This is a genomic window from Lacrimispora sp. (assembly GCF_036758025.1).
In the GTDB taxonomy this organism is placed as follows: Bacteria; Bacillota; Clostridia; order Lachnospirales; family Lachnospiraceae; genus Lacrimispora.
The window spans coordinates 62,589-86,431 of sequence record NZ_DAIOXM010000018.1; the positions used below are offsets into that span (position 1 = coordinate 62,589).

General features: G+C 46.6%; 25 protein-coding genes and 2 tRNA genes. 5 read left to right on the top strand and 22 right to left on the bottom strand.

Going from position 1 to position 23,843, the window contains the following annotated elements; translation table 11 throughout:
* Nucleotides 1–22: 22 nt before the first annotated feature.
* The 8 genes from rlmB to V7M78_RS15195 all read right to left on the bottom strand — a co-directional run bounded on the left by rlmB (nucleotide 23) and on the right by V7M78_RS15195 (nucleotide 5,806).
* On the bottom strand, nucleotides 23–760 hold the full coding sequence (gene rlmB / locus V7M78_RS15160; protein WP_333651030.1) for a 23S rRNA (guanosine(2251)-2'-O)-methyltransferase RlmB: 738 nt from the start codon (nucleotides 758–760) through the stop codon (nucleotides 23–25).
* Nucleotides 757–1,215, bottom strand: coding sequence for a Mini-ribonuclease 3 (locus V7M78_RS15165; protein WP_333651032.1), 459 nt, complete (start codon nucleotides 1,213–1,215; stop codon nucleotides 757–759). Before V7M78_RS15165 ends, rlmB begins: the two co-directional genes overlap by 4 nt.
* The gene (gene cysS / locus V7M78_RS15170; RefSeq protein WP_333651034.1) at nucleotides 1,200–2,603 is read right to left on the bottom strand and encodes a cysteine--tRNA ligase; all 1,404 of its coding nucleotides are present in this window, start codon (nucleotides 2,601–2,603) and stop codon (nucleotides 1,200–1,202) included. The genes V7M78_RS15165 and cysS overlap by 16 nt, the downstream gene beginning before the upstream one ends.
* Nucleotides 2,604–2,682: 79 nt before the next feature.
* The gene (gene ispF / locus V7M78_RS15175; RefSeq protein ID WP_333651036.1) at nucleotides 2,683–3,225 is read right to left on the bottom strand and encodes a 2-C-methyl-D-erythritol 2,4-cyclodiphosphate synthase; all 543 of its coding nucleotides are present in this window, start codon (nucleotides 3,223–3,225) and stop codon (nucleotides 2,683–2,685) included.
* Between the two features lie 172 nt (nucleotides 3,226–3,397).
* Nucleotides 3,398–4,324 carry a diacylglycerol/lipid kinase family protein gene (locus V7M78_RS15180; protein WP_333651038.1) on the bottom strand — a complete coding sequence of 309 codons (927 nt, stop codon included), beginning with the start codon at nucleotides 4,322–4,324 and terminating at the stop codon, nucleotides 3,398–3,400.
* A 151-nt stretch (nucleotides 4,325–4,475) separates the two neighbouring features.
* A tRNA-Met gene (locus tag V7M78_RS15185) sits at nucleotides 4,476–4,549 on the bottom strand.
* Nucleotides 4,550–4,584: 35 nt separating this feature from the next.
* A tRNA-Val gene (locus V7M78_RS15190) sits at nucleotides 4,585–4,657 on the bottom strand.
* Nucleotides 4,658–4,882: 225 nt separating this feature from the next.
* Nucleotides 4,883–5,806 carry an NYN domain-containing protein gene (locus tag V7M78_RS15195; protein WP_333651040.1) on the bottom strand — a complete coding sequence of 308 codons (924 nt, stop codon included), beginning with the start codon at nucleotides 5,804–5,806 and terminating at the stop codon, nucleotides 4,883–4,885.
* Between the two features lie 194 nt (nucleotides 5,807–6,000).
* Between V7M78_RS15195 and V7M78_RS15200 the strand changes: the two genes are divergently transcribed.
* The 3 genes from V7M78_RS15200 to V7M78_RS15210 are packed head-to-tail and all read left to right on the top strand — an operon-like array spanning nucleotide 6,001 to nucleotide 7,096.
* Nucleotides 6,001–6,183: a spore coat associated protein CotJA gene (locus tag V7M78_RS15200; protein ID WP_333651042.1), complete on the top strand. Its 183-nt coding sequence runs from the start codon at nucleotides 6,001–6,003 to the stop codon at nucleotides 6,181–6,183.
* On the top strand, nucleotides 6,183–6,479 hold the full coding sequence (locus V7M78_RS15205; protein ID WP_333651044.1) for a spore coat protein CotJB: 297 nt from the start codon (nucleotides 6,183–6,185) through the stop codon (nucleotides 6,477–6,479). Before V7M78_RS15200 ends, V7M78_RS15205 begins: the two co-directional genes overlap by 1 nt.
* Nucleotides 6,479–7,096, top strand: coding sequence for a manganese catalase family protein (locus V7M78_RS15210; RefSeq protein WP_333651046.1), 618 nt, complete (start codon nucleotides 6,479–6,481; stop codon nucleotides 7,094–7,096). The genes V7M78_RS15205 and V7M78_RS15210 overlap by 1 nt, the downstream gene beginning before the upstream one ends.
* A gap of 89 nt (nucleotides 7,097–7,185) precedes the next feature.
* Here the strand turns inward: V7M78_RS15210 and V7M78_RS15215 are convergent, their stop codons facing one another.
* From V7M78_RS15215 to V7M78_RS15225, 3 genes are read right to left on the bottom strand one after another with little or no spacing between them, the layout of a single operon-like run.
* Nucleotides 7,186–7,491, bottom strand: coding sequence for a DUF3837 family protein (locus V7M78_RS15215; protein ID WP_333651048.1), 306 nt, complete (start codon nucleotides 7,489–7,491; stop codon nucleotides 7,186–7,188).
* 15 nt (nucleotides 7,492–7,506) lie between these two features.
* Nucleotides 7,507–10,710: a carbamoyl-phosphate synthase large subunit gene (carB, locus tag V7M78_RS15220; protein ID WP_333651050.1), complete on the bottom strand. Its 3,204-nt coding sequence runs from the start codon at nucleotides 10,708–10,710 to the stop codon at nucleotides 7,507–7,509.
* Entirely contained in the window at nucleotides 10,694–11,782 is a 1,089-nt protein-coding gene (locus V7M78_RS15225) for a carbamoyl phosphate synthase small subunit (protein ID WP_333651053.1), read from the bottom strand. The genes carB and V7M78_RS15225 overlap by 17 nt, the downstream gene beginning before the upstream one ends.
* Nucleotides 11,783–12,041: 259 nt before the next feature.
* On the opposite strand from V7M78_RS15225, the gene V7M78_RS15230 reads away from it, so the two are divergent.
* Nucleotides 12,042–12,239 (top strand): hypothetical protein, encoded by a 198-nt coding sequence (locus V7M78_RS15230; RefSeq protein WP_333651101.1) that lies wholly within the window; start codon nucleotides 12,042–12,044, stop codon nucleotides 12,237–12,239.
* 101 nt (nucleotides 12,240–12,340) lie between these two features.
* Nucleotides 12,341–13,606, top strand: coding sequence for a peptidoglycan-binding protein (locus V7M78_RS15235; RefSeq protein WP_333651055.1), 1,266 nt, complete (start codon nucleotides 12,341–12,343; stop codon nucleotides 13,604–13,606).
* A gap of 68 nt (nucleotides 13,607–13,674) precedes the next feature.
* Here the strand turns inward: V7M78_RS15235 and V7M78_RS15240 are convergent, their stop codons facing one another.
* From V7M78_RS15240 to V7M78_RS15290, 11 genes are all read right to left on the bottom strand, one after another.
* On the bottom strand, nucleotides 13,675–14,571 hold the full coding sequence (locus V7M78_RS15240; RefSeq protein ID WP_333651057.1) for a DUF368 domain-containing protein: 897 nt from the start codon (nucleotides 14,569–14,571) through the stop codon (nucleotides 13,675–13,677).
* Between the two features lie 34 nt (nucleotides 14,572–14,605).
* Complete coding sequence (locus tag V7M78_RS15245) at nucleotides 14,606–15,250, bottom strand: HAD family hydrolase (RefSeq protein ID WP_333651059.1); 645 nt, start codon at nucleotides 15,248–15,250, stop codon at nucleotides 14,606–14,608.
* A gap of 154 nt (nucleotides 15,251–15,404) precedes the next feature.
* A complete protein-coding gene (locus V7M78_RS15250) occupies nucleotides 15,405–16,187 on the bottom strand; it encodes an N-acetylmuramoyl-L-alanine amidase (RefSeq protein ID WP_333651061.1) in 783 nt (260 codons plus the stop codon).
* Between the two features lie 79 nt (nucleotides 16,188–16,266).
* A complete protein-coding gene (locus tag V7M78_RS15255; protein WP_333651063.1) occupies nucleotides 16,267–16,722 on the bottom strand; it encodes an Lrp/AsnC family transcriptional regulator in 456 nt (151 codons plus the stop codon).
* Nucleotides 16,723–16,899: 177 nt separating this feature from the next.
* Entirely contained in the window at nucleotides 16,900–18,132 is a 1,233-nt protein-coding gene (locus tag V7M78_RS15260; RefSeq protein ID WP_333651065.1) for an LL-diaminopimelate aminotransferase, read from the bottom strand.
* Between the two features lie 16 nt (nucleotides 18,133–18,148).
* Complete coding sequence (gene dapF / locus V7M78_RS15265; protein ID WP_333651067.1) at nucleotides 18,149–18,961, bottom strand: diaminopimelate epimerase; 813 nt, start codon at nucleotides 18,959–18,961, stop codon at nucleotides 18,149–18,151.
* Nucleotides 18,962–18,976: 15 nt separating this feature from the next.
* Complete coding sequence (locus V7M78_RS15270; RefSeq protein ID WP_333651069.1) at nucleotides 18,977–19,525, bottom strand: ANTAR domain-containing response regulator; 549 nt, start codon at nucleotides 19,523–19,525, stop codon at nucleotides 18,977–18,979.
* Between the two features lie 40 nt (nucleotides 19,526–19,565).
* On the bottom strand, nucleotides 19,566–20,903 hold the full coding sequence (gene glnA / locus V7M78_RS15275) for a type I glutamate--ammonia ligase (RefSeq protein ID WP_333651071.1): 1,338 nt from the start codon (nucleotides 20,901–20,903) through the stop codon (nucleotides 19,566–19,568).
* Between the two features lie 301 nt (nucleotides 20,904–21,204).
* The gene (locus tag V7M78_RS15280) at nucleotides 21,205–23,073 is read right to left on the bottom strand and encodes a heavy metal translocating P-type ATPase (RefSeq protein ID WP_333651073.1); all 1,869 of its coding nucleotides are present in this window, start codon (nucleotides 23,071–23,073) and stop codon (nucleotides 21,205–21,207) included.
* A gap of 14 nt (nucleotides 23,074–23,087) precedes the next feature.
* A complete protein-coding gene (locus V7M78_RS15285) occupies nucleotides 23,088–23,312 on the bottom strand; it encodes a cation transporter (protein WP_333651075.1) in 225 nt (74 codons plus the stop codon).
* Nucleotides 23,313–23,358: 46 nt separating this feature from the next.
* Nucleotides 23,359–23,742, bottom strand: a complete 384-nt coding sequence (locus V7M78_RS15290; protein WP_442914663.1) for an ArsR/SmtB family transcription factor — start codon at nucleotides 23,740–23,742, stop codon at nucleotides 23,359–23,361.
* Between the last annotated feature and the right edge of the window lie 101 nt (nucleotides 23,743–23,843).

Sequence of the window (23,843 nt, forward strand, 5' to 3'; positions counted from 1 at the left end):
AGTCTTTTCCTCCTTCTTTATCTTATGCTAAACGCTGCCTTACGATCTCATATGCCAGAACGCCTGCTGCGACAGAAGCATTGAGGGAGTCAATATCGCCCTTCATGGGTATGGAGGCCACCATGTCGCAGGTTTCCTTTACAAGCCTTCCCGCGCCGCTTCCCTCACTTCCGATTACCAAGCCGATGGAACCCTTTAAGTTGAGCTTATACATCAGTTCTCCGCCCATATCGGCACAGACAAACCACATGCCCTTTTCCTTTAATTCTTCCATGGTTGCAGTTAAGTTGGTAACCTTGGCAACGGGAGTGTAATTCAGTGCTCCGGCAGAGGTTTTTGCAACCGTAGCCGTAAGCCCCACTGCCCGGCGCTTTGGGATGATCACTCCATGAGCCCCTGCCAGATTGGCGGTACGGATAATTGCACCTAAATTGTGAGGGTCTTCAATGCCGTCAAGGAGAATGAGAAAAGGCGGTTCCCCCTTTTCTTCGGCTGCTTTTAACATATCCTCCACAGTTGCGTATTCATAGGCCGCTGCATGGGCGATTACTCCCTGGTGATGGCCTTCCTCAGACATCTGGTCCAGACGTTCCCGTTCCACAAAGTTAATGATGGTATCACTCTTTTTTGCTTCCCTGACAATGGACTGAATGGGACCGTCCTGAACGCCTTTTTGCACGTAAAGCTTATCAATGGTTTTTCCGGAACGGAATGCTTCCAGTACCGCATTCCTTCCCTCTATCGTAAATTCCTCTATCATTCCAGTTCTCCTATTTTCTCAAGTCCCTTGCCCACCAGTTCGGTCAGACGGGTAAAACTGCCGTTTAAATACAGGTATCCGCACAGGGCTTCAAAGCCTGTGGCTGTACGGTAATCAACCATGGTGGCATGCTTTGCCGTGGTTGCGGATTTGGCGTTGCGCCCCCGCTTGTAGACCGCCACTTCTTCGGGAGTCAGTTCCTCTTCCTCCAGAAGCTTGCGGACAATATCCGCCTGGGCCTTGGCATTTACCAGCCTGGCACTGCTTTTATGCATGTGGTTTACCTGGGTGCTTCCGTGATTCATCACCTTGGTCCGGATGATCACCTCATAGACAGCATCCCCGATATAGGCCAGAGCCAGTGGGGAATAGCTTTTTATATCCACTTCTTTAAGCCTTAAGGTATCCTTAAAAAAACCGGAAAACTCAGGCAGTGACATTATGCTCTCTTCCATTTCACGCCTTCCCTGGTATCCTCTAAAACAATTCCCTTCTCTAAAAGCTTTCCGCGTATTTCATCGGCAAGGGCGAAGTTCTTATCTTTTCTGGCCTGCTGTCTGGCTTCGATCATGGCTTCGATTTCCTCATCCAGAATCTCTTCCTTCTTTTCCGTAAGAAGGCCCAGAACACCGCAAAGCCTCTCCATAGTCTCTCTTAGATAGACCACATATTCCCTGGAGCTCTCTTCATTTGTCGTGGAATTGCTCAGCTTTACCAGTTCGAAAATGGCTGAAATGGCATCTGCCGTATTAAAGTCGTCATCCATGGCAGCTTCATATTTGGAAACCAGCTCTTCTGCTGCTTCCCTGCTCTCGCAGTCACGGAATTTCTCTGTTTTCGCAGAAGCCTCCAGGCTTCTCAATTTATCAAAAGCATTTAAAATCCGTTCAAGACCATTTTTTGAGGATTCCATTAAATCGGCGCTGAAATTCAGCGGACTTCTGTAATGGGCACTGAGCATGAAAAAGCGCAGAATCTGAAGGTCATACTTTTCGCCGATTTCCCTTACTGTAAAGAAATTGCCCAGAGATTTGGACATCTTTTTATTATCGATGTTTAAAAATCCATTGTGCATCCAATATTTTGCAAAGTCTTTGCCATTGGCTGCCTCGCTTTGGGCGATCTCATTTTCATGATGAGGGAAAATAAGATCCTCTCCGCCTGCATGAATATCGATCTGCTCCCCAAGGTATTTCTTTGACATAACGGAGCATTCGATGTGCCAGCCCGGTCTTCCGTCACACCAGGGAGACTCCCAGTAAGGCTCTCCCTCTTTTTTAGGCTTCCAGAGGACAAAATCCGCTGGATCTTCCTTTCCCTCTTCTCCGGTCACTTTAATCTCACGGAAACCGGACTGTAAGTCTTCCAGGTTCTTGTGTGACAGCTTTCCGTATTCTTCAAAGGATTTTGTGCGGAAATATACGGTTCCATCCTTGGCGGCATAGGCATGACCGGCTCTGATCAGTTCCTGAATCATGATCAGCATACCGTCTATCTCCTCTGTAGCCAGAGGAGTGCTGGTGGCCGGTTTTACATTCAGGCCTTCCATGTCCTTTTTGCACTCTTCAATATAACGCCTGGAAATAATTTCAGCCTCAACGCCTTCTTCCATAGCTTTTTTAATGATCTTATCATCTATATCGGTAAAATTCGACACAAAATTAACCTCAAAACCTCTATATTCGAAATACCTTCTTACCGTATCAAACACGATAATAGGTCTGGCGTTTCCGATATGGATAAAATTGTATACAGTCGGTCCGCAGACATACATCTTCACCTTCCCAGGTTCCAGGGGGATGAACTCCTCTTTTTGTCTGGATAATGTATTAAAAATTTTCATAATATCTCCTTTCCTTATTTATTGCCCGCGCTTTCTGGGCATAATGGTATACCCGCAGGGTGCTTCTTACAGCCTATCTTTATCTTCTGCCGCATCCGCCGCAGCCTTCGCAGCCGGACGACATGATTTTATCATCAAAGCAGTAATCCTTTATTGAGGTGAGCAGGGTAATTGCCTGGGAGGAAATTCCTTCTCCCTTTCCCGTAAAGCCCAGCCCCTCTTCTGTGGTGGCCTTTACATTCACCTTATCCTCAGGCAGATTCAAGGCATCTGCAATATTTTTCACCATATCAGCACGGTAGGGCAAAAGCTTGGGCTTCTGGGCTATGACCGTTGCGTCAATATTCTCGATCACATAACCGCTGTCCTCCAAAAGCACGCCTACCTGCTTTAAAAGCTCAATGCTGGATACTCCTTTATACTGAGGGTCTGTGTCAGGAAAATGTTTTCCAATGTCGCCCAATGCCGCAGCTCCTAAAAGAGCATCCATGACCGCATGGACCAGTACATCGGCATCGGAATGGCCCAAAAGTCCCTTTTCATAAGGAATGGTTACGCCTCCCAGGATCAAATCCCTTCCTTCCACCAATTTATGCACATCGTATCCCTGTCCGATTCTCATAATCTTTCCTTTCTTTATTGCTGCCCACGTTTTTTGGGCATAGTGGTATACCCGCAGGGTGTTTCTTTATTGCTGCCCATGCTTCCTGGGCATAATGGTATACCCGCAGGGTGTTTCTTTATTGCTGCCCACGTTTTCTGGGCATAATGGTATACCCGCAGGGTATTTCTTTTTATACAATCATATGCAGCCTTTTACCAATACACCGAAGCTGCACATCGCTTTGACAAAAACAGCTTTCTCCATCCACATGCACTGCCATGGGCTGTTCCATATGGATCACTGCTTCCCGGCAAGTGTAAAATCTGGCTCCTTTATTCAAAGATTTTCTCCCTAAAAGAGCGCTTAACAGCACCTGGACCAGATTCCCCTTTTTCCTTGTATTCATAATACAGATGGACAGCAGACCATCCTCATAATCCGCATCAGGGGCAAATTTAAAGCCTCCGCCCTCATAAGGGTGGATATGTGCGGATATAAAATAAGCATGGTTAAACTCCACCTTCCGGACGCCGTTTAAGAGAATATAGCCCTTGGATGGCCTGGCCTTAATAAGCTGTATCACTCCTGCAAAAAGGTAAGTGAACTTTCCTGCAGGAAGCTTTAAAAACCGGCTTTTGGCCTTAAAGTTGAGAAGGCTGTGACAGACAGCCCCATCCATTCCGATTCCCGCACTGACTGCAAAACGGCGGTGGAATACCTCATCCTCTCCATAGGTGAGAACGCCGTAATCCATAATTTTATAATGTTCCGGATGCAAAATTTTCTTTAAACACTTGACTGGATTTTTAGGAAGCTTTAAACTTCTTGCCAGATCGTTGCCTGACCCTGCCGGAACGTATCCCAATGTAATGGAACCGCAGAAACAAAGCCCGTCTAGAACCTCATTGACCGTTCCGTCTCCGCCTACTGCAACGATAATGGTCGAATCCCTGCACCCTTCTGTCAGTGTCTTGGCAAATCCCTTTGCATCTCCCGGTTTTTCCGTAAGAAACACCTGATAATCCACACCATAAGTCCTGAGAGTTTCTTCCAGCTTCTTCCAAATGCTCTCTCCCCGTCCGCGGCGCGAATTGGGGTTTACAATAAAATAGTACATGGAATCCCTCCGCTTTTTACTATCTGCTAGTATATCATAAAAGATAAAAAATGAATATAAAAATTATGGAAAAATCGCTTTTCACGGCTTTTTAGGCCAATTGCATAAAAAAAGACTTCACAACCAAACGATTGTGAAGTCTTCCAATAAGTAGCGGAAGGGAGATTTGAACTCTCGACACCACGGGTATGAACCGTGTGCTCTGGCCAACTGAGCTATTCCGCCATATATTTAATTGCGATAAACAAATTGTTTATCAGTGGGACCTACAGGGCTCGAACCTGTGACCCTCTGCTTGTAAGGCAGATGCTCTCCCAGCTGAGCTAAGATCCCAGTGCTTGTACGATTGCTTTTCCTTTGTTTTGGTCTCGCTCTCGACTGCTTCACTAGTATAATATGAATTGTTTTAATTGTCAACATTTTTTTGTCAATTTTTTTCCTTTTTTTCTTCTTTCTTGTAAAGCCTTGATTTTCCGTCGGTTTCTGCCGTATTTTCCCCTTGCTCGGGAGGAAACGCCCTGCGATTCAAGGGGAAAATACGTCCCTTTCAAATAGGTTTTACAAATTTTGCTTCAGATATACGGTCTTGCTGTTGTTCTTGTTTTCCCGTACCTCCAGTTGCCCAATGCTGTTGACAAATTTGAAAAATGTAGAATATCCGTAATCCTTGACCTTAAAATCCGCAAACTTCCGGTGAATACCGTTTCCAAGGGCAGCCAGCTCCATGCCGTTTTTTCCGGAGTCTTTTACCAGCTTGATGGCATAATCGTCAAGCTCCTGCTTTTTGGTGCGGTTGTCCTTCACGAGGACGGTCACCACATTCTTGGACTTTCTCAGCTCAAAGCCATCCATTTCCTCTAAAAACTTGGACAGGGAGCTGTAGCCGTAATTACGCACATCAAAGTCGGAATATTTTTTCACAAGACGGTTGCCGATTTCTCCCAGCCCGGTGGATTTGTTTTTGTCGTCATTTTCCAATATAATAGAAGTGATATCCTGCTCAATCACATCTTTTCCAATGGCTCCGCCTCTGGTTCCGTCTTCTTCCTGGTCAAGAAGAAGCTCTAAATTGGTGAATACCGTACAGGCGGCACGGAAGGATTTGGGTGTCTTTTCCTCTCCCATTCCAATGACTTCTTTTCCTGACTCCCGAAGTCTGCTGGCTAACCGGGTGAAATCGCTGTCACTGGACACAATGCAGAACCCGTCCACATTGTCCGTATAAAGCAAATCCATAGCATCAATGATCAACGCGGAATCCGTTGCATTCTTTCCCACAGTATTGGAAAACTGCTGAATGGGAGTAATGGAATTCTCCAGCAGTTCCATCTTCCATTTACCCATCTGGGCACTGGTCCAGTCTCCATAAATTCTTTTGTAGGTAATCACTCCGTACCGGGTCATCTCATCCAGAATACACGTAATATACTTTGCGGAAATATTATCCGAATCAATCAATACTGCAAATTTCTTGTCACTCAACGTTCTGTTCTCCCGTCTTTGTTTTTTTCCACCTTTTGTCAGGATCATTGCCTGCCCACTTATTATATTTCATTTTTCCATTTATTACAATATCGCTGACTGGTCAGACTGGGAGAATTTTTACAATATATTTTAAACTATTCTAACCATAATAAAAAAAGAAAGCCCTGCCAACCACTGAAAGGAGTATTATTATGAATTCAGTACCAAAAGAAAACACTGCCCCTTTGTCTCCTCCATCTCCGTCGCCTTTGGCCATTTGCTCTGTTCCGATCCAGCCCTGGGAGCAGCCTTATGACCCTGCAACAGCCTTAAAGCACGGAACTATTTTTCCGGGCCTTAATTTTCCTTTCTTTGCTTCGGGAGGTGAACAATAATGGCAGATCAAAAAACTCTTTTAAAGCAAATTACAGAAATCAGCTTTACAGTCAATGATTTAACCCTTTATTTAGACACTCATCCTCTGGATGAAAACGCATTGTCTGCCTTTCAGCAGGCCATGATGCAGAGAAAACAGTTGTTAAAAACCTATGGAGAGAATTTTGAACCTCTTACCATGGACTGTGTCTGCCCAGATTCCAACAACAAGACTGCCTCTCATACCAATTATGGGGGACAAAAGCATTTTACCTGGTGTGACGGCCCTATGCCGTGGGAAGGAGGTGCTGTATAATGTGGAATTATGAAAAAAGACTGCAGTTTCCTGTCAACATCAAGGAAACCTGCCCGAAAACAGCTTCCCTGATTATCACCCAGTTCGGCGGACCTGACGGGGAATTGTCTGCCTCTATGCGGTATCTTTCCCAAAGGTATTCCATGCCATGCAAGGAAGTGGGAGGACTTTTAACGGATATTGGAACGGAAGAGCTGGGACATCTTGAGATGATCTGTGCTATCGTATACCAGCTTACGAAAAATCTGACTACAGAACAGGCTAAAACAGCCGGTTTTGACGCTTATTACGTGGATCATACCAGTGCGCTCTGGCCTACGGCTGCGGCAGGAGTTCCCTTTAACGCCTGTGAATTCCAGTCCAAGGGAGATGCCATTGCAGACTTAACCGAAGACCTTGCGGCAGAACAAAAGGCAAGAACCACCTATGACAACCTGATTCGTATTATCACAAATCCCGATGTGCGGGAACCTTTAAAGTTTCTCCGGGCAAGGGAAGTAGTTCATTTCCAGCGGTTTGGAGAGGCTATGGAAAAAATCAAATCCAACCTGGATTCCAAGAACTTTTATTATTTTAATCCTGAATTTGACAAGCAGTTTGTTAAAAAGCCAATGTAACACGTAAGTTTAAAAGAACCGGAGCCCCGAAAAAACAGGGCCCGGTCCTTTTTGATGAATCTGACTTATTTTTTTATCCGCACTGCTCCTTATTGTTCCTCATAGCAGTATTTCATCAAATCATAAACCTCATCCTTCACCGGCTCATCCTTATAGTATCCGTCAAGAAGGGTTGTAATTTTGGCGGCAAATGCAGAAGGTGCAGGCACTCCTCCGGCAGCGGCAAAAAAATCCGCTTTCATCTCACTCACCATTTCTCTTTTCCCGGGAAAAGGAAGATTGTAAATCTTATAAAGCATTCCAAGGGCCGAACACACCTCGTTGGCTGAGGTGAGGGGCGCGTTTTCAAACCTGGCTTTGATTTCCACCGCCTGTTTGTTAATGTAAAATACCATAAATCTTCCACTCCTTTACAGGCTTTTTACCTTGGCAATGTCGATCAAGGTCATTGCCTTTGACTTATTTTCCATGCTGGCCACCAGGGCGGCAGCCGTATCCAGAGAGGTCAGTACGGTCACTCCGGTTTCTATGGCATTTCTCCGGATTACAAATCCGTCCCTGCTTCTGTCCGCTCCCTGAGGGGGTGTATCGATGATCAGATCAATTTCATGACCCAGGATCAAATCCAGCAGGTTGGGGGATTCCTGTTCCAGCTTGCGCACCTGCAGGGCTTTGACCCCATGTTTATTTAACACCTTTGCCGTACCTGAGGTGGAGAATATCTTATAGCCCTGGGCCTGAAACCTTCTGGCAATGTCAACCACCTCTTCCTTATCGGAATCCCTTACGGTTATGATCATATTCTTATGCTTTGGCAGTCGGACTCCTGCACCTGCAAATGCTTTGTAAAGGGCCTCGTTAAAGGTCTTTGCAATTCCCAGACACTCCCCGGTGGACTTCATTTCCGGCCCCAGGCTTACGTCAGCTCCCCTGATTTTTTCAAAGGAGAATACAGGCATCTTGATGGCAATATGCTCTGCCTCAGGCTGAAGCCCCGGCTCATAGCCCAGTTCCTTAATGGAGTGTCCGCAGATGACTTTGGTTGCCAGGGGCACAATGGGAATTCCGGTCACCTTGCTGATATAGGGAACGGTTCTGGAGGAGCGGGGATTTACTTCTATTACATATACATCTTCCCCGCTGACAATAAACTGAATGTTGATCAGTCCCTTGACATGAAGGGCTTTTGCCAGCCTCCTGGTGTACTCCACCAGAATATCCTTTGTCTTTTGGCTTATGCTTTGAGCCGGATATACGGAAATGCTGTCACCGGAGTGGACGCCTGCCCGTTCAATATGCTCCATAATTCCCGGAATCAGAATGTCTTCCCCGTCACAAACTGCATCCACCTCGATTTCCTTGCCCACAATGTACTTATCCACAAGAATGGGGTGTTCCTGGGCGATCTGATTGATGATTCCTATGAATTCATCTACATCCTGATCCGATATGGCGATCTGCATGCCCTGTCCTCCCAGCACGTAGGAGGGCCTTACCAGCACCGGATAGCCTAAGGCGCGGGCCGCTTTCTTGGCTTCTTCTGCCGTAAACACGGTCTGTCCTGCGGGCCTTGGAATCCGGCATTCCTCTAAAATCTTATCAAACAGCTCCCTGTCTTCTGCCGCATCCACATCCTCTGCCGCTGTTCCCAGAATAAGAACTCCCATCTTCATCAGGGCCTCCGTCAGCTTAATGGCAGTCTGGCCGCCGAACTGAACCACTGCCCCGTCCGGCTTTTCCATGTCCACAATGCTTTCCACATCTTCCGGGGTCAGAGGTTCAAAGTACAGCTTATCCGCAATATCAAAATCTGTGCTCACTGTTTCCGGATTGTTATTGACAATAATGGTCTCATAGCCTTCCTTCCGGAAGCTCCATGTGCTGTGAACCGAGCAGAAGTCAAATTCAATTCCCTGTCCAATGCGGATGGGGCCGGATCCAAGAACCAATACCTTCTTTTTCCCGGAAGTTTTTTCTGCCTCATTTTCACTTCCAAAGCAGGAGTAATAGTAAGGCGTTTCAGCGGCAAATTCGGCTGCGCAGGTATCCACCATCTTAAAGGCTGCAAGAATGCTGTTTTCCTTTCTCATACGGTGGATTTCCTCTGAAGGAATCCCGGTCAGCCTGGAAATAACCGTATCCGGGAATTCCAGCCTTTTTGCTTCTTTTAACAATTCAACTGTGAGAGGGCCTTTTTTCAGCTCTGCTTCCATTTCCACCAGAATTGCCAGCTTATCGATAAACCAAAAATCAATCTTTGTAATTTCGTGAATGGTCTCGTAGGCAAATCCCCGGCGCAAAGCCTCTGCAATGACCCATATCCTTCTGTCATCCACCAGATGGAGTGTCTGAGTCAGTTCATAGTCGGAAAGTCCCGTAAAATCATAGGACATCAGGCTGTCCACATGCTGTTCCAGAGAGCGGATCGCTTTCATCAGTCCGCCTTCAAAGCTGGGACATATACTCATAACTTCTCCCGTGGCCTTCATCTGGGTTCCAAGGGTCCGCTTGGCACTTAAAAATTTGTCAAAGGGAAGGCGGGGCATCTTGACCACGCAGTAATCCAGCATAGGTTCAAAGCTGGCATAGGTTTTCTTTGTGACCCCGTTTCTGATCTCGTCCAAATGGTATCCCAGGGCGATTTTGGCCGCAACCTTGGCGATTGGATAGCCTGTGGCCTTGGAAGCCAGAGCCGAGGAACGGCTGACACGGGGATTTACTTCAATGACGCAGTATTCAAAGCTTTCCGGGTGAAGGGCATACTGGACGTTGCAGCCTCCGGTGATTTCCAGTTCGCTGATGATCTTAAGGGCAGAGGTTCGAAGCATCTGGTATTCCTTATCTCCCAAGGTCTGGGAAGGGGCCACCACAATACTGTCTCCCGTATGGACACCAACCGGATCTAAATTTTCCATGTTGCATACGGTGATCACATTTCCTGCGCCGTCCCGCATAACCTCGTATTCGATTTCCTTCCAGCCTGCGATGCACCGTTCCACCAGAACCTGCCCCACCCGGGAAAGCCGGAGGCCGTTTTCCAGGATTTCACGGCACTTGGCTGGGTCTGTGGCTATTCCTCCGCCGGAACCTCCCAAAGTGTAAGCTGGGCGGAGAACCACCGGATATCCGATTTCCCGGGCAACCCGCAAACCGTCCTCCACACATTCCACAATGTCGGAAGGGGCTACAGGCTCCCCGATCTTTTCCATGGTGTTTTTAAACATTTCCCGGTCTTCCGCCTTTTTAATGGTGAGGGCGGTTGTTCCGATAAGCCTTACGTTATGCTCTTTTAAGAATCCGGCATCCTCCAGCTCCATGGCAAGGTTTAAGCCTGCCTGGCCGCCTAAGGTGGGCAGGACGCTGTCCGGTCTTTCCTTTAAGATCAGCTGTTCCACTGTTTCCAGAGTTAACGGTTCAATGTATACCTTGTCCGCAATGTCCTTATCCGTCATAATGGTGGCCGGATTGGAATTTAAGAGAACGACTTCAATTCCCTCTTCTTTCAGAGAACGGCAGGCCTGGGTTCCTGCATAGTCAAATTCTGCTGCCTGTCCGATGATGATAGGCCCTGAACCAAGGACCAGCACCTTTTTTATATCATGATTTCTGGGCATGATCGTCTACCTCCATCATTTTCAAAAAACGGTCAAATAAGTAACTGGAATCCTGAGGGCCGGGACAGGCTTCGGGGTGGTACTGAACGGTAAATATGTTTTTGCCTTTGTATTTTAAGCCCTCATTGGTCCCGTCATTGACATTTATAAATGCGGCCTCTGCAACAGCCGGATCAACGGTATCCATATCCACTACATATCCATGGTTTTGGGAGGATATGTACACCCGCCCTGTTTCCAAATCCTTTACCGGGTGGTTGCCTCCCCTGTGGCCGTATTTCAGCTTGTGGGTATCGGCTCCCGTGGCCAGGGCCATAAGCTGGTGTCCCAGGCAGATGGCAAAAATGGGAACACCGGATTCATACAGCTTCTTAATTTCTTCAATGATTTCCTTACACTCCTTAGGATCGCCGGGGCCGTTGGAAAGCATGATGCCGTCAGGGTTTGAAGAAAGAATTTCCTCCGCTTTTGTATATGCAGGATACACGGTCACCTGGCAGCCTCGTTCCTGCAGGGAACGGGCAATGTTTTTCTTGGCTCCAAGATCCAGAAGGGCCACCTTTTTCCCTTCTCCCGGAAGGACATGGATTTCCTTGCAGGTAGTGGCTTTTACAACCCCTTCAACAGAATATTTTTTCATACGTTCAATGACTTCGTCAAGATCAAAACCTTCATTGGTTGTAATCATGCCGTTCATAGTACCTTTTTCTCTTAAAATTTTTGTTAGGGTTCTTGTATCAATACCGCTGATACCTGGAATGTCATATACTTCTAAGAAATGCTGAATGGTATCCCCGCTTCTGAAATTGCTGGGAATTCTAGATAATTCTCTGACAAGAAAGCCTTCCGGCCATGGTTTAAATGACTCCATATCTTCATAACAAATGCCGTAATTACCGATCAGGGGATAAGTCATCACAACAGCCTGCCCCGCATAGGAGGGGTCGGTGAGGACTTCTAAATAACCGGTCATGGAAGTATTGAATACGATTTCACTGATTACTTCCCGGGGTGAACCAATACTGGTCCCTGTAAAAACAGTTCCGTCTTCTAGTATCAAAAAAGCTTTCATACGCAAAATCCATCCTTTCTCTGAGTGTATGGTTTTTGAGTCTGCTTAAGTCTGCCCAAATTGAATAGATTATACATGATCCCGGAAGATTTTTCAACTATTTTCTGCAGATTTATTTTACTATATTTTTATGCATATCCTATGTATTTTTAAGCCATTTTACTAAATACAATGAATAATTATTCAAAAATAGACTGGCATTTTCTTTTGACGCATACTTTTGGAATCATTGGAGCAGACTATGAAAGAGGTGATGATGATGATTGATAACAGCGAACTGCCCATTGGTTTTACCATGGAGCTGGCACAGCATTCCGACATTCTGACCCGTTTTGCAGGGCTGACCGAACCGGAACGGAACAGAATCGTCAACGGCGCCAGATCCATTGAAAGCCGCGAGGAAATGAGAAACTATGTAGAATCCATGTTTCATGAACCAAAAAACTCCTTTTTCTAAAAGCTCCCTGCAGGATAATTTTCCATCCTGCAGGGCTTTTGTAATCATTCCTACAGCCCTTTAATATATTTATAATAATTATCTCAAACAAGGGGCATTTTATGATTCGCTGCAAGACACTGGCCGCACAGCAAAATTCTTCTACAGGGCTTCTTCAGGTAGATGTGGTTTCTGCAGAAAGCAATTTTCCCATACAGGGCGCAGAAATATCCATTTCTTATAAAGGAGAACCGCAAAGCATTCTGGAACAGGTTACCACAAACGTATCAGGACAAACGGAAAATGTAAGTTTGTCTGCACCACCCATTGACTTAAGCTTATCGCCGGGCCTTATTCAGCCTTATTCGGAATATTCTCTCCTGATCCGCGCCCAGGGCTTTGAGCCGGTTGAAGTTTCTGGAACGGAAATTCTGGCCGAAACTCTGGCACTTCAGCCGGTGCGCATGATTCCCGTTGCAGATGCAGTTTCTCCTGACGTTCCCATTGTCATCCCGGACCACACACTTTATGGAGACTACCCTCCCAAAATTGCGGAAGACGAAATAAAACCTGTGGCAGAAACCGGAGAAATCGTATTAAGCCAGGTTGTGGTTCCCCAGACCGTCATTGTCCATGACGGAGTTCCCACTGATCCCACAGCCACCAATTATTATGTTCCCTACCGGGATTACATCAAAAACGTGGCCTCCAGTGAAATCTATGCAACCTGGCCCAGGGAGACTATTATTGCCAATGTTCTGGCTATTATGAGCTTTACCTTAAACCGGGTTTATACGGAATGGTACAGGAATCAGGGCTATAATTTTACCATCACTTCATCCACTGCTTTTGATCATAAGTGGATCCATGGACGGAATATTTATGAAAGCATTGCCCAGGTTGTGGATGAAATTTTTAACAGCTATTTATCCCGCCCAGGCGTAAGGCAGCCCATACTTACCCAATACTGTGACGGAAACCGGGTTCAGTGTCCAAACTGGATGACGCAGTGGGGAAGCAAGAATCTGGGTGAACAGGGATATACTGCCATTGAAATTCTCCGGTATTTCTACGGAAGCAACATGTACATCAACACGGCGGAGCAGATTGCCGGCGTTCCTTCCTCCTGGCCCGGCTACAATCTGACCTTAGGCTCCAGCGGAGAAAAGGTCCAGCAGGTTCAGGATCAGCTCAGTACCATTGCCGGTGTTTATACGGCCATCCCACGGATCACTGCCGACGGAATCTTCGGCCCTGCAACAGCAGAGGCAGTCCGCGAGTTTCAGACCATCTTTGGACTCCCGGCCACCGGAGTGATCGATTTTGCCACCTGGTACCGGATTTCCCATATCTATGTGGGAATTACCAGGATTGCGGAGTATTCTTAGGTTTAATCATTACCCCAATAGAAAAAACCGCTAAGGGCCGTTATCATTGGCCTTTAGCGGCTTTTTATTTATCCTTCCCCGCCCAGTCCTACAGCACAGACATATCCAAGAAGGCTCAAAGAAATGCCCGCCAGTATCTGGTGAGTCATCACACTGTTCCATGTCACATCCCACAATACGACAAAAGGTGAAGAAAAAACCAGCCCCATAATAACCTGGTACATCCTCTGTTCATGGCAGCTTAAAAGCCCTTCCACTATCCTTGCAAATAAAAATATCCCTGCACCAAGACCGGCATAGTATGGAACCATCACGATTCCATTGGTAAAAAGGCTGTTAAAATCAAGGACAGATAAAGCCCGTATACAGGCATTATTAGTCTGGAGAATGGGCTCGTAAAATCCCAGCATCATCATAATCATGGAACCGCTGATTCCCGGAATTACCATGGTAGCTGCCCCAATTATGCCGATCAGGAATAAAACAGGAACCCAGTAAGTCCCCGAAGAAAGCCAGGCAGCTCCAGAGGCCATTTCCGCTTTGCCCTGACTGCCGGTAATCATCCTTTCAGCAGCAAAGGTAAATAGTATCACTGCCCCGCAGGTCAGGCATGCGGTCACCAGACCCGCCATTTTTCCTTTTCCGCCTTTTGGAAACCCTTTCCTGAACAGGGAAGGAAGTCCTCCGCCGATCATTCCCAGAAATGCCATTTTCGTCTGAAGGGGATATGTATAAAAAAGATATTCAAAGGCCAGGGAGAGAAACACAATTCCAACCAAAGCCCCGATTCCATAAGGAAGGAGAATCCGGAAGCTTTTCACCGGCTCCTTAAACAGACGGTTCACTGCATGGATGATCTTATCGTACACTCCCATGGAAATAGCCAGCACCCCTCCGCTGATTCCCGGAAGTATGTTTGCCGCGCCAATGATCAGCCCTTTTAAAAGCTCATTGATATACTTCAATCAATTCCTCCTGATTCAATATGTATATCACAGCTTATGCCTTCTCCACCTCTTCTAACACATCTTTCACCCGCTGTAACTTATAATCCGCCAGGCTCTGATCAAAGCCATACCGTTCATCTATGAGTGCCGCAACCTTCATGCCGGCCTTGTAAGCAGCCAGGATTCCCACTGTAGAATCCTCCACTGCCAGACACTCTTTTGGATCAACATTCAGCAGTCCTGCAGTGTGCAGGTAGATTTCCGGATCAGGTTTGCTTCTCTTAAACTGGCCGCCGCTGACAACTGCCTCAAAATAATGCCGGATCTCATTTTCCTCCAGAACCCGTTCCACCACCGGAAGCCTTGTGGAGGAAGCCAGAGCCAGCCGGTATCCCCTCTCTTTTAACTCCATAAGAGTTGTCCTTACCTCTGGCCTGAAAATCTTTCTGTAGTCCATCTGGCTGTAAATATCCTTTTCCCGGAACTCTTCACGAAGCTCCTCCCAGGATTGTCCGTTGTTTACCACCCCTTCCAGGATTTCCCAGCACTCCTGTTTCGTGGCTCCCACCATAGGAAACAGCTGTTCCAGCTTCACATCCGGATTTTTTGTCCTGGCAAATTCCAGTTGGTGTTCCAGGTAAACGCCCTCGCTGTCAATGATAACTCCATCCATGTCAAAAATAACTGCCTTAATCATTTCTGCCTCCTTTTTTGTTATCTCTTTATAAACATTACGATACTTCAATCCATTCTGTCAAGCCATAAAGGAAAAAGCCTGCTCCGCCGGACACAAAAAAATGCCCCGGGTGCAAGGCCTTTCTTAAAAAGCCAGCATCAGGGGCATTTGATTTTCAATATACCGCCGGTTTTCTCACCAAAAATGTGTTGTATCCGCACTGCTTAAGGGACTGCTCCATGCGGACTGCATTATCCAGATTGCGGAATGCTCCCACACGGACCTTGTAAAGTCCATCCTCAAGAACGATAAAGGCTGGAAATCCCTGAGATTTTAAAGTATCCATCTGCTTCTCAGCCAGAGGCCGAACCCTGTAAGCACCTGTCTGTACCTGGTAATATTCTGTTTCCTCCTCCGGCTGACCCTGGAATGTATTTAAAATTCCCCGGGCCAGGGCTTCAGCGATTTCCTGGAAATTCTGGTCAAATAAATTGTTATCCTCTTCATTGTCAATAAAACCGACTTCTACCAGAACCGACGGAATATTTGTCCGCTTGAGAATTACCAGTCCGGAACGCTCCACAGTGCCCAGGTTGGTAAATCCGGTCTGACTTAACGCCTCCCCTATGTTCTTTGCAAATGCGGCCGGGTCTCCATCATCTTCAAAAACAAGAGTCAACACCCCGGAACCGGAGCCTGGAACAGGCATTGCATTACGGTGTATGGATACAAGAAGGTCTCCCTCCGAATTATTTGCCATCATAGCCTTTTCAAGAGGGGTATTGTAGGTATCGTCAATTCTGGTATATCTGACGTCAACTCCGTTGTCTGTAAGGATCTGCCCCACAGCCAGTGCAAGATTTAAGTTATCATCTTTTTCCTTCCGCCCGTTATAAGTTGCACCCGGGTCTGCGCCGCCGTGACCCGCATCTATTACTACGATCTTTCTCTCTTCCAAAAGAAAAACTCCTTTCACATACCTCTATTCTATAAAGTATGTAAAAGCAGTACCCTCCGTACCATTTTTCAGGCCGGATTTATTCTTTTTCTCCCATTTCCGCCATCACATCCACGCCTCTTGGCTCCACTGGAGCGGAAAATACGATCTGGGTGCTGGTCTTTCCGTATTTCTGGAGTCTTCCGATGAAAACATCCAGTTCCATGGTGCTTGGAAAGGCCACTTTAATCAGCATGGAGTAATCTCCTGTCACACAGTTGCACTCCAGCACATTAGGAACGGACTTCATATGTTCATAAAACTGGATCTTATCCATGGGAGAAACCTCCAGGCTCACAAAGGCAATGATGTGATACCCCAGCTTCACCGGATCAACGGAAGCATGGTATCCGGTGATGACCTTCTCCCTCTCCAGCTTTTCAATTCTGGATGATACAGCAGGAGAAGAGAGAAAGGTATTATCCGCTATGTTCTTTAAAGATGCCCTGGCATTTTTCTGTAGGATCCGCACTATTTTCTTATCAATATCGTCCATATTCTCCTCCTTCATGGGGGAGAGGCGGGAAAGAAAAACTCCCTTCTCCTCTGCCCTTCAAATAAAAAAAGCGCCAGTACCATCAGGGTACCGAACGCTTTTGTTCTTACAAGTTAAGCTCATTATTATTTTTTTTACGAAAATAATCATAACGAATTCCAGAAGATTTGTCAACCTCTATTTATATAAGGAAGGAAGGCACTTCTTCATTCGTTCAATGGCTTCCACCGTATTTTCATAGGTTCCAAAGGCTGTCAGACGGAAGTATCCCTCTCCGCTGGGGCCAAATCCACTTCCTGGAGTTCCCACTACACTGGATTCTTCCAGCAGGTAATCAAAGAATTCCCAGGAGGTCATTCCGGCAGGTACCTTTAACCAGATATAAGGAGCATTGACACCGCCGAAAACCTGGCATCCCGCCTCTTTTAATCCATCGTAAATAACTTCTGCGTTTCTCATGTAATAAGTCACCTGTTCCTTTAACTGGGCTTTTCCTTCTGCCGAGTAAACGGCCGTCCCCGCCTTCTGGATAATATAAGGAGCTCCGTTAAACTTAGTTCCATGGCGTCTGGCCCACAGGGAATGAAGAGATACTCCGCCCCTTACAAGAGCCTTAGGGACTACTGTAAACCCTAAGCGGACTCCCGTAAAGCCTGCATTTTTAGAAAAAGAACGGAACTCAATAGCACAGGTTTCTGCTCCCTCAATCTCAAAAATAGAATGAGGAACATCGTCCTGGCTGATGTATGCCTCATAAGCAGCATCATAAAGAATCACAGCACCGTTTTCATTGGCATAGTCCACCCATACCTTTAACTGATCCCTGGTGAGAGTGGTTCCCGTAGGGTTATTAGGAACACATAAATAAATCAAATCCGGCACTTCCTCAGGAAGACAGGGAACAAAATCATTTTCAGCGGTACAAGGCATGTAGATCACATTGCTCCACTTTCCGGTTTTCTCATCATATTCCCCGGTTCTGCCCGCCATGACATTGGAATCCACATAAACAGGATATACCGGGTCGCAGACTGCAATTTTACAGTTCTCGTCGAAAATCTCCTGGATATTTCCGCAGTCGCTCTTGGCTCCGTCGGAAACAAAGATCTCATCTGCCGATATTGGGCAGCCTCTGGAACTATAATCCTCTTTTGCAATTAACTCTCTCAAAAATCCATAGCCCAGATCAGGCGCATAGCCGTGAAAGGTATCCGCACTTCCCATCTCCTCCACTGCACTGTGAAGGGCTTCAATAATTGCCGGGGCAATGGGCTGGGTCACATCTCCGATTCCCAGACGGATCAGTTTTTTATCCGGGTTCTTTTCTGTGTAAGCACTTACTTTTTTTGCAATGGTGGAGAAGAGATAACTTCCCGGCAGTTTTAAGTAATTTTCGTTGATTTTAACCATAGGTTCCTCCGTTATTTTAAAGACTTCTTTCGTCAAATTCCCCTTCAAACACCTGGACAGCAGGCCCGGTCATAAACACATGGCCGCTTCCTTCCCTGTCCCATTCAATAGTCAAGTTACCGCCCTTTAATTCCACTTCCGCCTTGTTGAAGGTCCGCCCGCTTAAGGCTGAAGCCACCACGCTGGCCGTGGCTCCGGTTCCGCAGGCCCAGGTTTCTCCGCTTCCTCGCTCCCACACCCTCATGCGGATATAGCTTTTACTCTTTACTTCAATAAACTCTGAATTGGTGCGCTCTGGAAAACGGGCATGATGTTCAAAAGCAGGGCCAATGGCTTCCAGATTCAGACCGTCAATGCCCTCCATAAAATAGATGGCATGAGGGTTTCCCATGGAAATGCCGATGAATTCATAATCTGTTCCATCGATACAGATAGGCTCCGGCACCTGGCTGGTAATCTCCGGCACGCCCATGTCCACAGTGATCATCACAGCCTTTCCATCTTCTTCCGTAATTTTCAAATGCTTGATCCCGGCTCCTGTCTCCACATCAAACTCTGTTTTCCCTGCCATGCCGTGATCGTACACGTATTTTCCCACACACCGGATTCCATTTCCGCACATCTGGCTTTCTGAACCGTCGGCATTGAACATCCTCATGCGGAAATCCGCAGTTTCTGACGGGCAAATGAGAATAAGCCCGTCGGAGCCGATTCCGAAATGGCGGTCACTGACCTTTTTAGAAAGCTCTGCCGGATTTTCCACGGTTTCTTCAAAGCAGTTTATATACACATAGTCATTTCCAGTGCCCTGCATCTTTGTAAATTTCATTCTTTGCCTCCATAGCTAAATATTAATCAGGCTCATGATCATCTGGGCAGTTTCCACCAGATTGTTTCCGCTGTCCATACTGCATTTTTGGATATAGCGGTGGGCCTCTGTCTCAGACATGTGATTTCGTTCCATCAACAGTTCTTTGGCCTGCTTGATCATATCCTGTTCTTCCTTACTCCGTTCCTTTGGCTGGCTTTTCAGCTTCTTTCTTCTCCGGGCCATGGTTTCCATCATCATTTCCAATGTACTTACAAGGTCCTGAACCTTCAGAGGCAGCCCTAAGCAGACCACATCGTCAGGAGCTCTGCCGCTCCACTGGCTGGGAGAAGCCACCAAAAGCATCCCCATCCCTTTGGGAAGGCAATCGTAAATATCCTGATACACCATATCCGCAAACCTGCATCCGCAGACCACGATTCCGCTGCCCAGCTCATCGGCACTGTTGACCGCCTGAGCGCCGGAGGTGCAGACCGCTGACACGGAAAAGCCGTTTTTCATAAGAATATTTTTAATATTTTTCGCATCTTCCGCTTTGGAAAATGCCACTATCACATTGGTCAAACACTCTCACCTCCAGATAACCCCATGGGAATCAGAAATCCTAATACTTATACAGGTATTCTTCTACTTCCCAGTCCGTCACCTGGGCCCGGAACTGACGCCATTCCGATTCCTTGGCCTCCAGATACTTGGTGTAGATATGCTCGCCCAGTACTTCTTTCATAAATTCAGCCTCCCGGAACGCATCAATGGCTTCTCCAAGAGTTTCCGGAAGCTGTCTGATGCTCCTTTTCTGGATTTCGTCGGCAGACATAACAAAGATATTATCGTCAACACTTTCCGGAGCAGACATTTCCTTTTCGATTCCGTCAAGGCCTGCTGCCAGGCAGACCGCCAGAGCCAGGTAGGGATTGACAGAGGCATCGGGGCAACGAAGCTCAATCCTGGTGCTTTCCCCCCTGGAAGAAGGAATGCGGATGACCGAACTTCTGTTTCCCTTGGCAGACCATGCAATGTAAATAGGTGCATCGTAGCCGGGAATGAGCCGTTTATAGGAGTTGACCAAGGGATTGGTCATAATTGCCATTTCTTCCATATGATAAAGAATTCCGGCTATAAACTGGTATGCCACCTTACTTAAGCCAAGCTTACCGTTGGAATCCTCAAACATGTTTTTACCCTTTAAATCCGATAAGGACATGTTTAAATGCATTCCGGAACCATTGACTCCTGCCTTGGGTTTGGGCATAAAGGTGGCGTGAAGGCCGTGGCGCTTTGCAATGGTTTTTACCGCCATCTTAAAGGTCATGATCTGATCCGCTGTTGCCAGCCCTTCTGTGTACTGGAAATCAATCTCATGCTGGCCCGGTGCGATTTCATGATGGGAGGACTCGATCATAAAGCCCATGTCCTCCAGGGTCATAATCATATCCCTGCGCACATTTTCCGCCTGATCAATGGGAGCCACGTCAAAATAGCTGGCCATCTCGTGAGTATTGGTGGTGGGCTGGCCTTCCTCATCGGTGTGGAAAAGGAAAAATTCACATTCCGGGCCTGCATGAAATACAAAGCCCATGTCTCTGGCCTTTTTCAGCACCTTTTTCAGCACAAACCTGGGATCTCCCATAAAAGGTGTCTGATCCGGACAGTGGACATCGCACATCAACCGGGCCACCTTTCCCTGCTGGGGACGCCAGGGGAAAAGTTCAAAGGTATCAAAATCAGGATGAAGATACATATCTGCTTCTTCATTTCTGACAAAACCTTCAATGGAAGAGCCGTCAAACATGCAGCGGTTGTCAAGGGCCTTTCCAAGCATATTTTTCGTAATGGCAACGTTTTTCAGCATGCCAAAAATATCAGTAAACTGAAGCCGGATAAACTCCACATCCTCCTCTTCCACAATACGCAATATATCTTCTTTGCTATATTTGCTCATAATACGCCTTCCTTTCCTTATTACTGCCCAAGTTTTCTGGGCATCATGGTATACCCGCAGGGTGCTTCGTTATCATTGCCCACGCATTCTGGGCATCATGGTATACCCGTAGGGTGCTTCCTTATTACTACCCAAGTTTTCTGGGCATCATGGTACACCCGCAGGGTGCTTCATTATCATGATGCTTCTTTATAATACAAAAAAGGGTATGCGAAAACTGTCTCTCAACAATGGACCATCTTCGCACCACCCCGTATATGTGTAAAATATAACAGCTTAAAAAAAGTTTGTCAATGTATTTTTATTTGTAATTTTCATATTTTAAAGCCCGCACGGCATTTAAAATAGCCAGAACCGACACTCCTACGTCTGAAAATACAGCAGTCCACATGTTTGCAAACCCAAATGCTGACAAAAAGAGAACCAAAACCTTGATGCCTATGGCGAACACAATATTCTGCTTTACGATGCCAATGGTCTTCCTGGCTATCCGTATGGCATCCACCAGCTTTGACGGCTCATCAGTCATGATAACCACGTCTGCCGCTTCCACCGCAGCACCTGATCCGATTCCGCCCATGGCAATGCCCACATCAGACCTGGACAAAACAGGAGCATCGTTGATTCCGTCTCCCACAAAGGCCAAAGTAGAACCTTCCCGCTTTTTCGCCAGCAGTTCTTCCACTTTTCCAACCTTGTCGCCGGGTAGAAGTCCGCCGTGAACCTCATCAATACCAATTGCTTCTCCTACGGCTCTTCCTACCTCCGGCTTATCTCCGGTCAGCATAACAAGCCTTTTGACTCCGGAATCCTTTAAGCCCTTTAAAGCCTTGGGCACATCTTCCCGAATGGTATCGGAAATGGTAATAGAACCCAGATAAGTTTCTCCGTCAGCCAGATATAAAGTGGTTCCCGCTGCAATGCCCTTTTCAAAAATCTCAATATTTCTCTGCTCCATAAGCCTTGCATTGCCGATGAACAAGTTTCTGGTCCTTCCGCCATCCTCTATTTCAGCCCTGATGCCGTATCCGGCAATCTCTTCTGCCAGGCCGATTTTGGACTCATCCACAGCCTTTCCATAAGCTTCTTTTACCGACAAAGCAATGGGATGGTTGGAATGAAATTCCCCGTAAGCTGCCAGCTTTAACAGTTCTTCCTCCGTACCCTCTGCCGGATCTGTTTCCGTCACTTTAAATTTGCCGTTGGTCAGCGTTCCGGTTTTATCAAAAACAACTGTTTCCAAAGAAGCCATTGCTTCTAAGTAATTGCTGCCTTTCATCAAAATACCGTGTCTGGAGGCTGCTCCAAGACCGCCGAAAAAGCTTAAAGGAACGGAAATTACCAGAGCGCAGGGACAGGAAACAACCAAAAAGCTGCAGGCACGGTAAATCCAGACTCCCCAGCCCCCTCCCAGCAAAAGGGGAGGAATCACTGCCAGCAAGGCCGCCAGGATTACTACCACCGGGGTATAGACTCTCGCAAACTTTGTAATGAAGTTTTCGGCCTTTGCCTTTCTGGAGCTGGCATTCTCCACCAGTTCCAGGATCTTTGCAACTGTGGAATCGTCAAACAGGCTGGTTACCTGAACCTCCAGAACACCGTTTAAGTTAATGGAACCGCTGATCACCTCAGATCCTTCCTTAACCTCTGCAGGCATGGATTCTCCGGTTAAAGCCCTGGTATCAAGGCTTCCTGCTCCCTTAACCACCACTCCGTCAAGAGGAACCTTTTCCCCTGGCTTTATCACGATCATATCCCCGATGGAAACCTCATAAGGATCTACCTTTTCTTCTTTTCCATCCCTTAAGAGATTGGCGTATTCCGGGTTAATATCCATCAGCTCTGTAATGGATTTTCTCGACCGGTTCACCGCATAGTCATTAAAGAATTCACCAATCTGATAAAACAGCATAACTCCTACGGCTTCTTCCAATGCCCCGATGCCGATGGCTCCGAAGGTTGCCAGGGACATGAGGAAATTTTCATCAAATAACTGGCCGTGACGCAGGTTTCTCAAAGCCCTTAAGGGAATGTCATAGCCTACCAGCAAATAAGAAACTGCAAAGGGAAGCCAGTACCAGGACACCTTTCCTTCCACAAGCAATCCTAATATAAAAACCGGAGCGCCGACCGCCAGCCTGGTGATCATCTTTTTCTGCTTCTTCGTCATAGCTGCTTCATCTCCTACCGAAGAACCTTGAATTCTGCTTCTGGTTCGATCTTAAATGATATCTTTTTTGCAGCTTCCATAATGCCATCAGATTTTCCGTCTTCCACTTCCAAAACCAGCCTCTGAGTCATAAAGCTTAAGGAAGCACTTTCCACACCGTCAAGCTTCTTTACCTCTTCTTCAATTTTAGCCGCACAGTTGGCGCAGCATAAACCCTCTAATTTAACAATTTTTTTCATAATTGACTCTCCTTTTCATCTGTCTCGTTTTTTGTCATAGTTTTTATCACTCTTCAATGTGCTCCATGCCCTGAGCCAGTATAGTCTCAATGTGGCCGTCTGCAAGGGAATAAAATACAGTCTTTCCTTCCCTGCGGAACTTCACCAGCCTCATCTGTTTCAGCACACGAAGCTGGTGGGAAATAGCCGACTGGCTCATCTGGAGCAGGCTGGCAATATCACACACACACATTTCTGAACGGCTGAGGACGTAAAGGATCTTTATTCTGGTGGTATCCCCGAATACCTTGAAAAAATCTGCCAGATCAAAAAGCTCCTCCTCTTTTGGCATTGCCTTTAACACCTGGCCCACAACATCTTCATGGACATATATAAGCTCACATTGGTCAACTTCACCTCTGGGAATATTTTTTAAAGTCTCTTCTCCCATTAAATTCCTCCTTATCTTTGTTATCGTCATATGAATGATTGTTCATATGATTATGTTATCATTTTTTCATAAATTGTCAAGAGGTTTTATTGAGTTCTTTT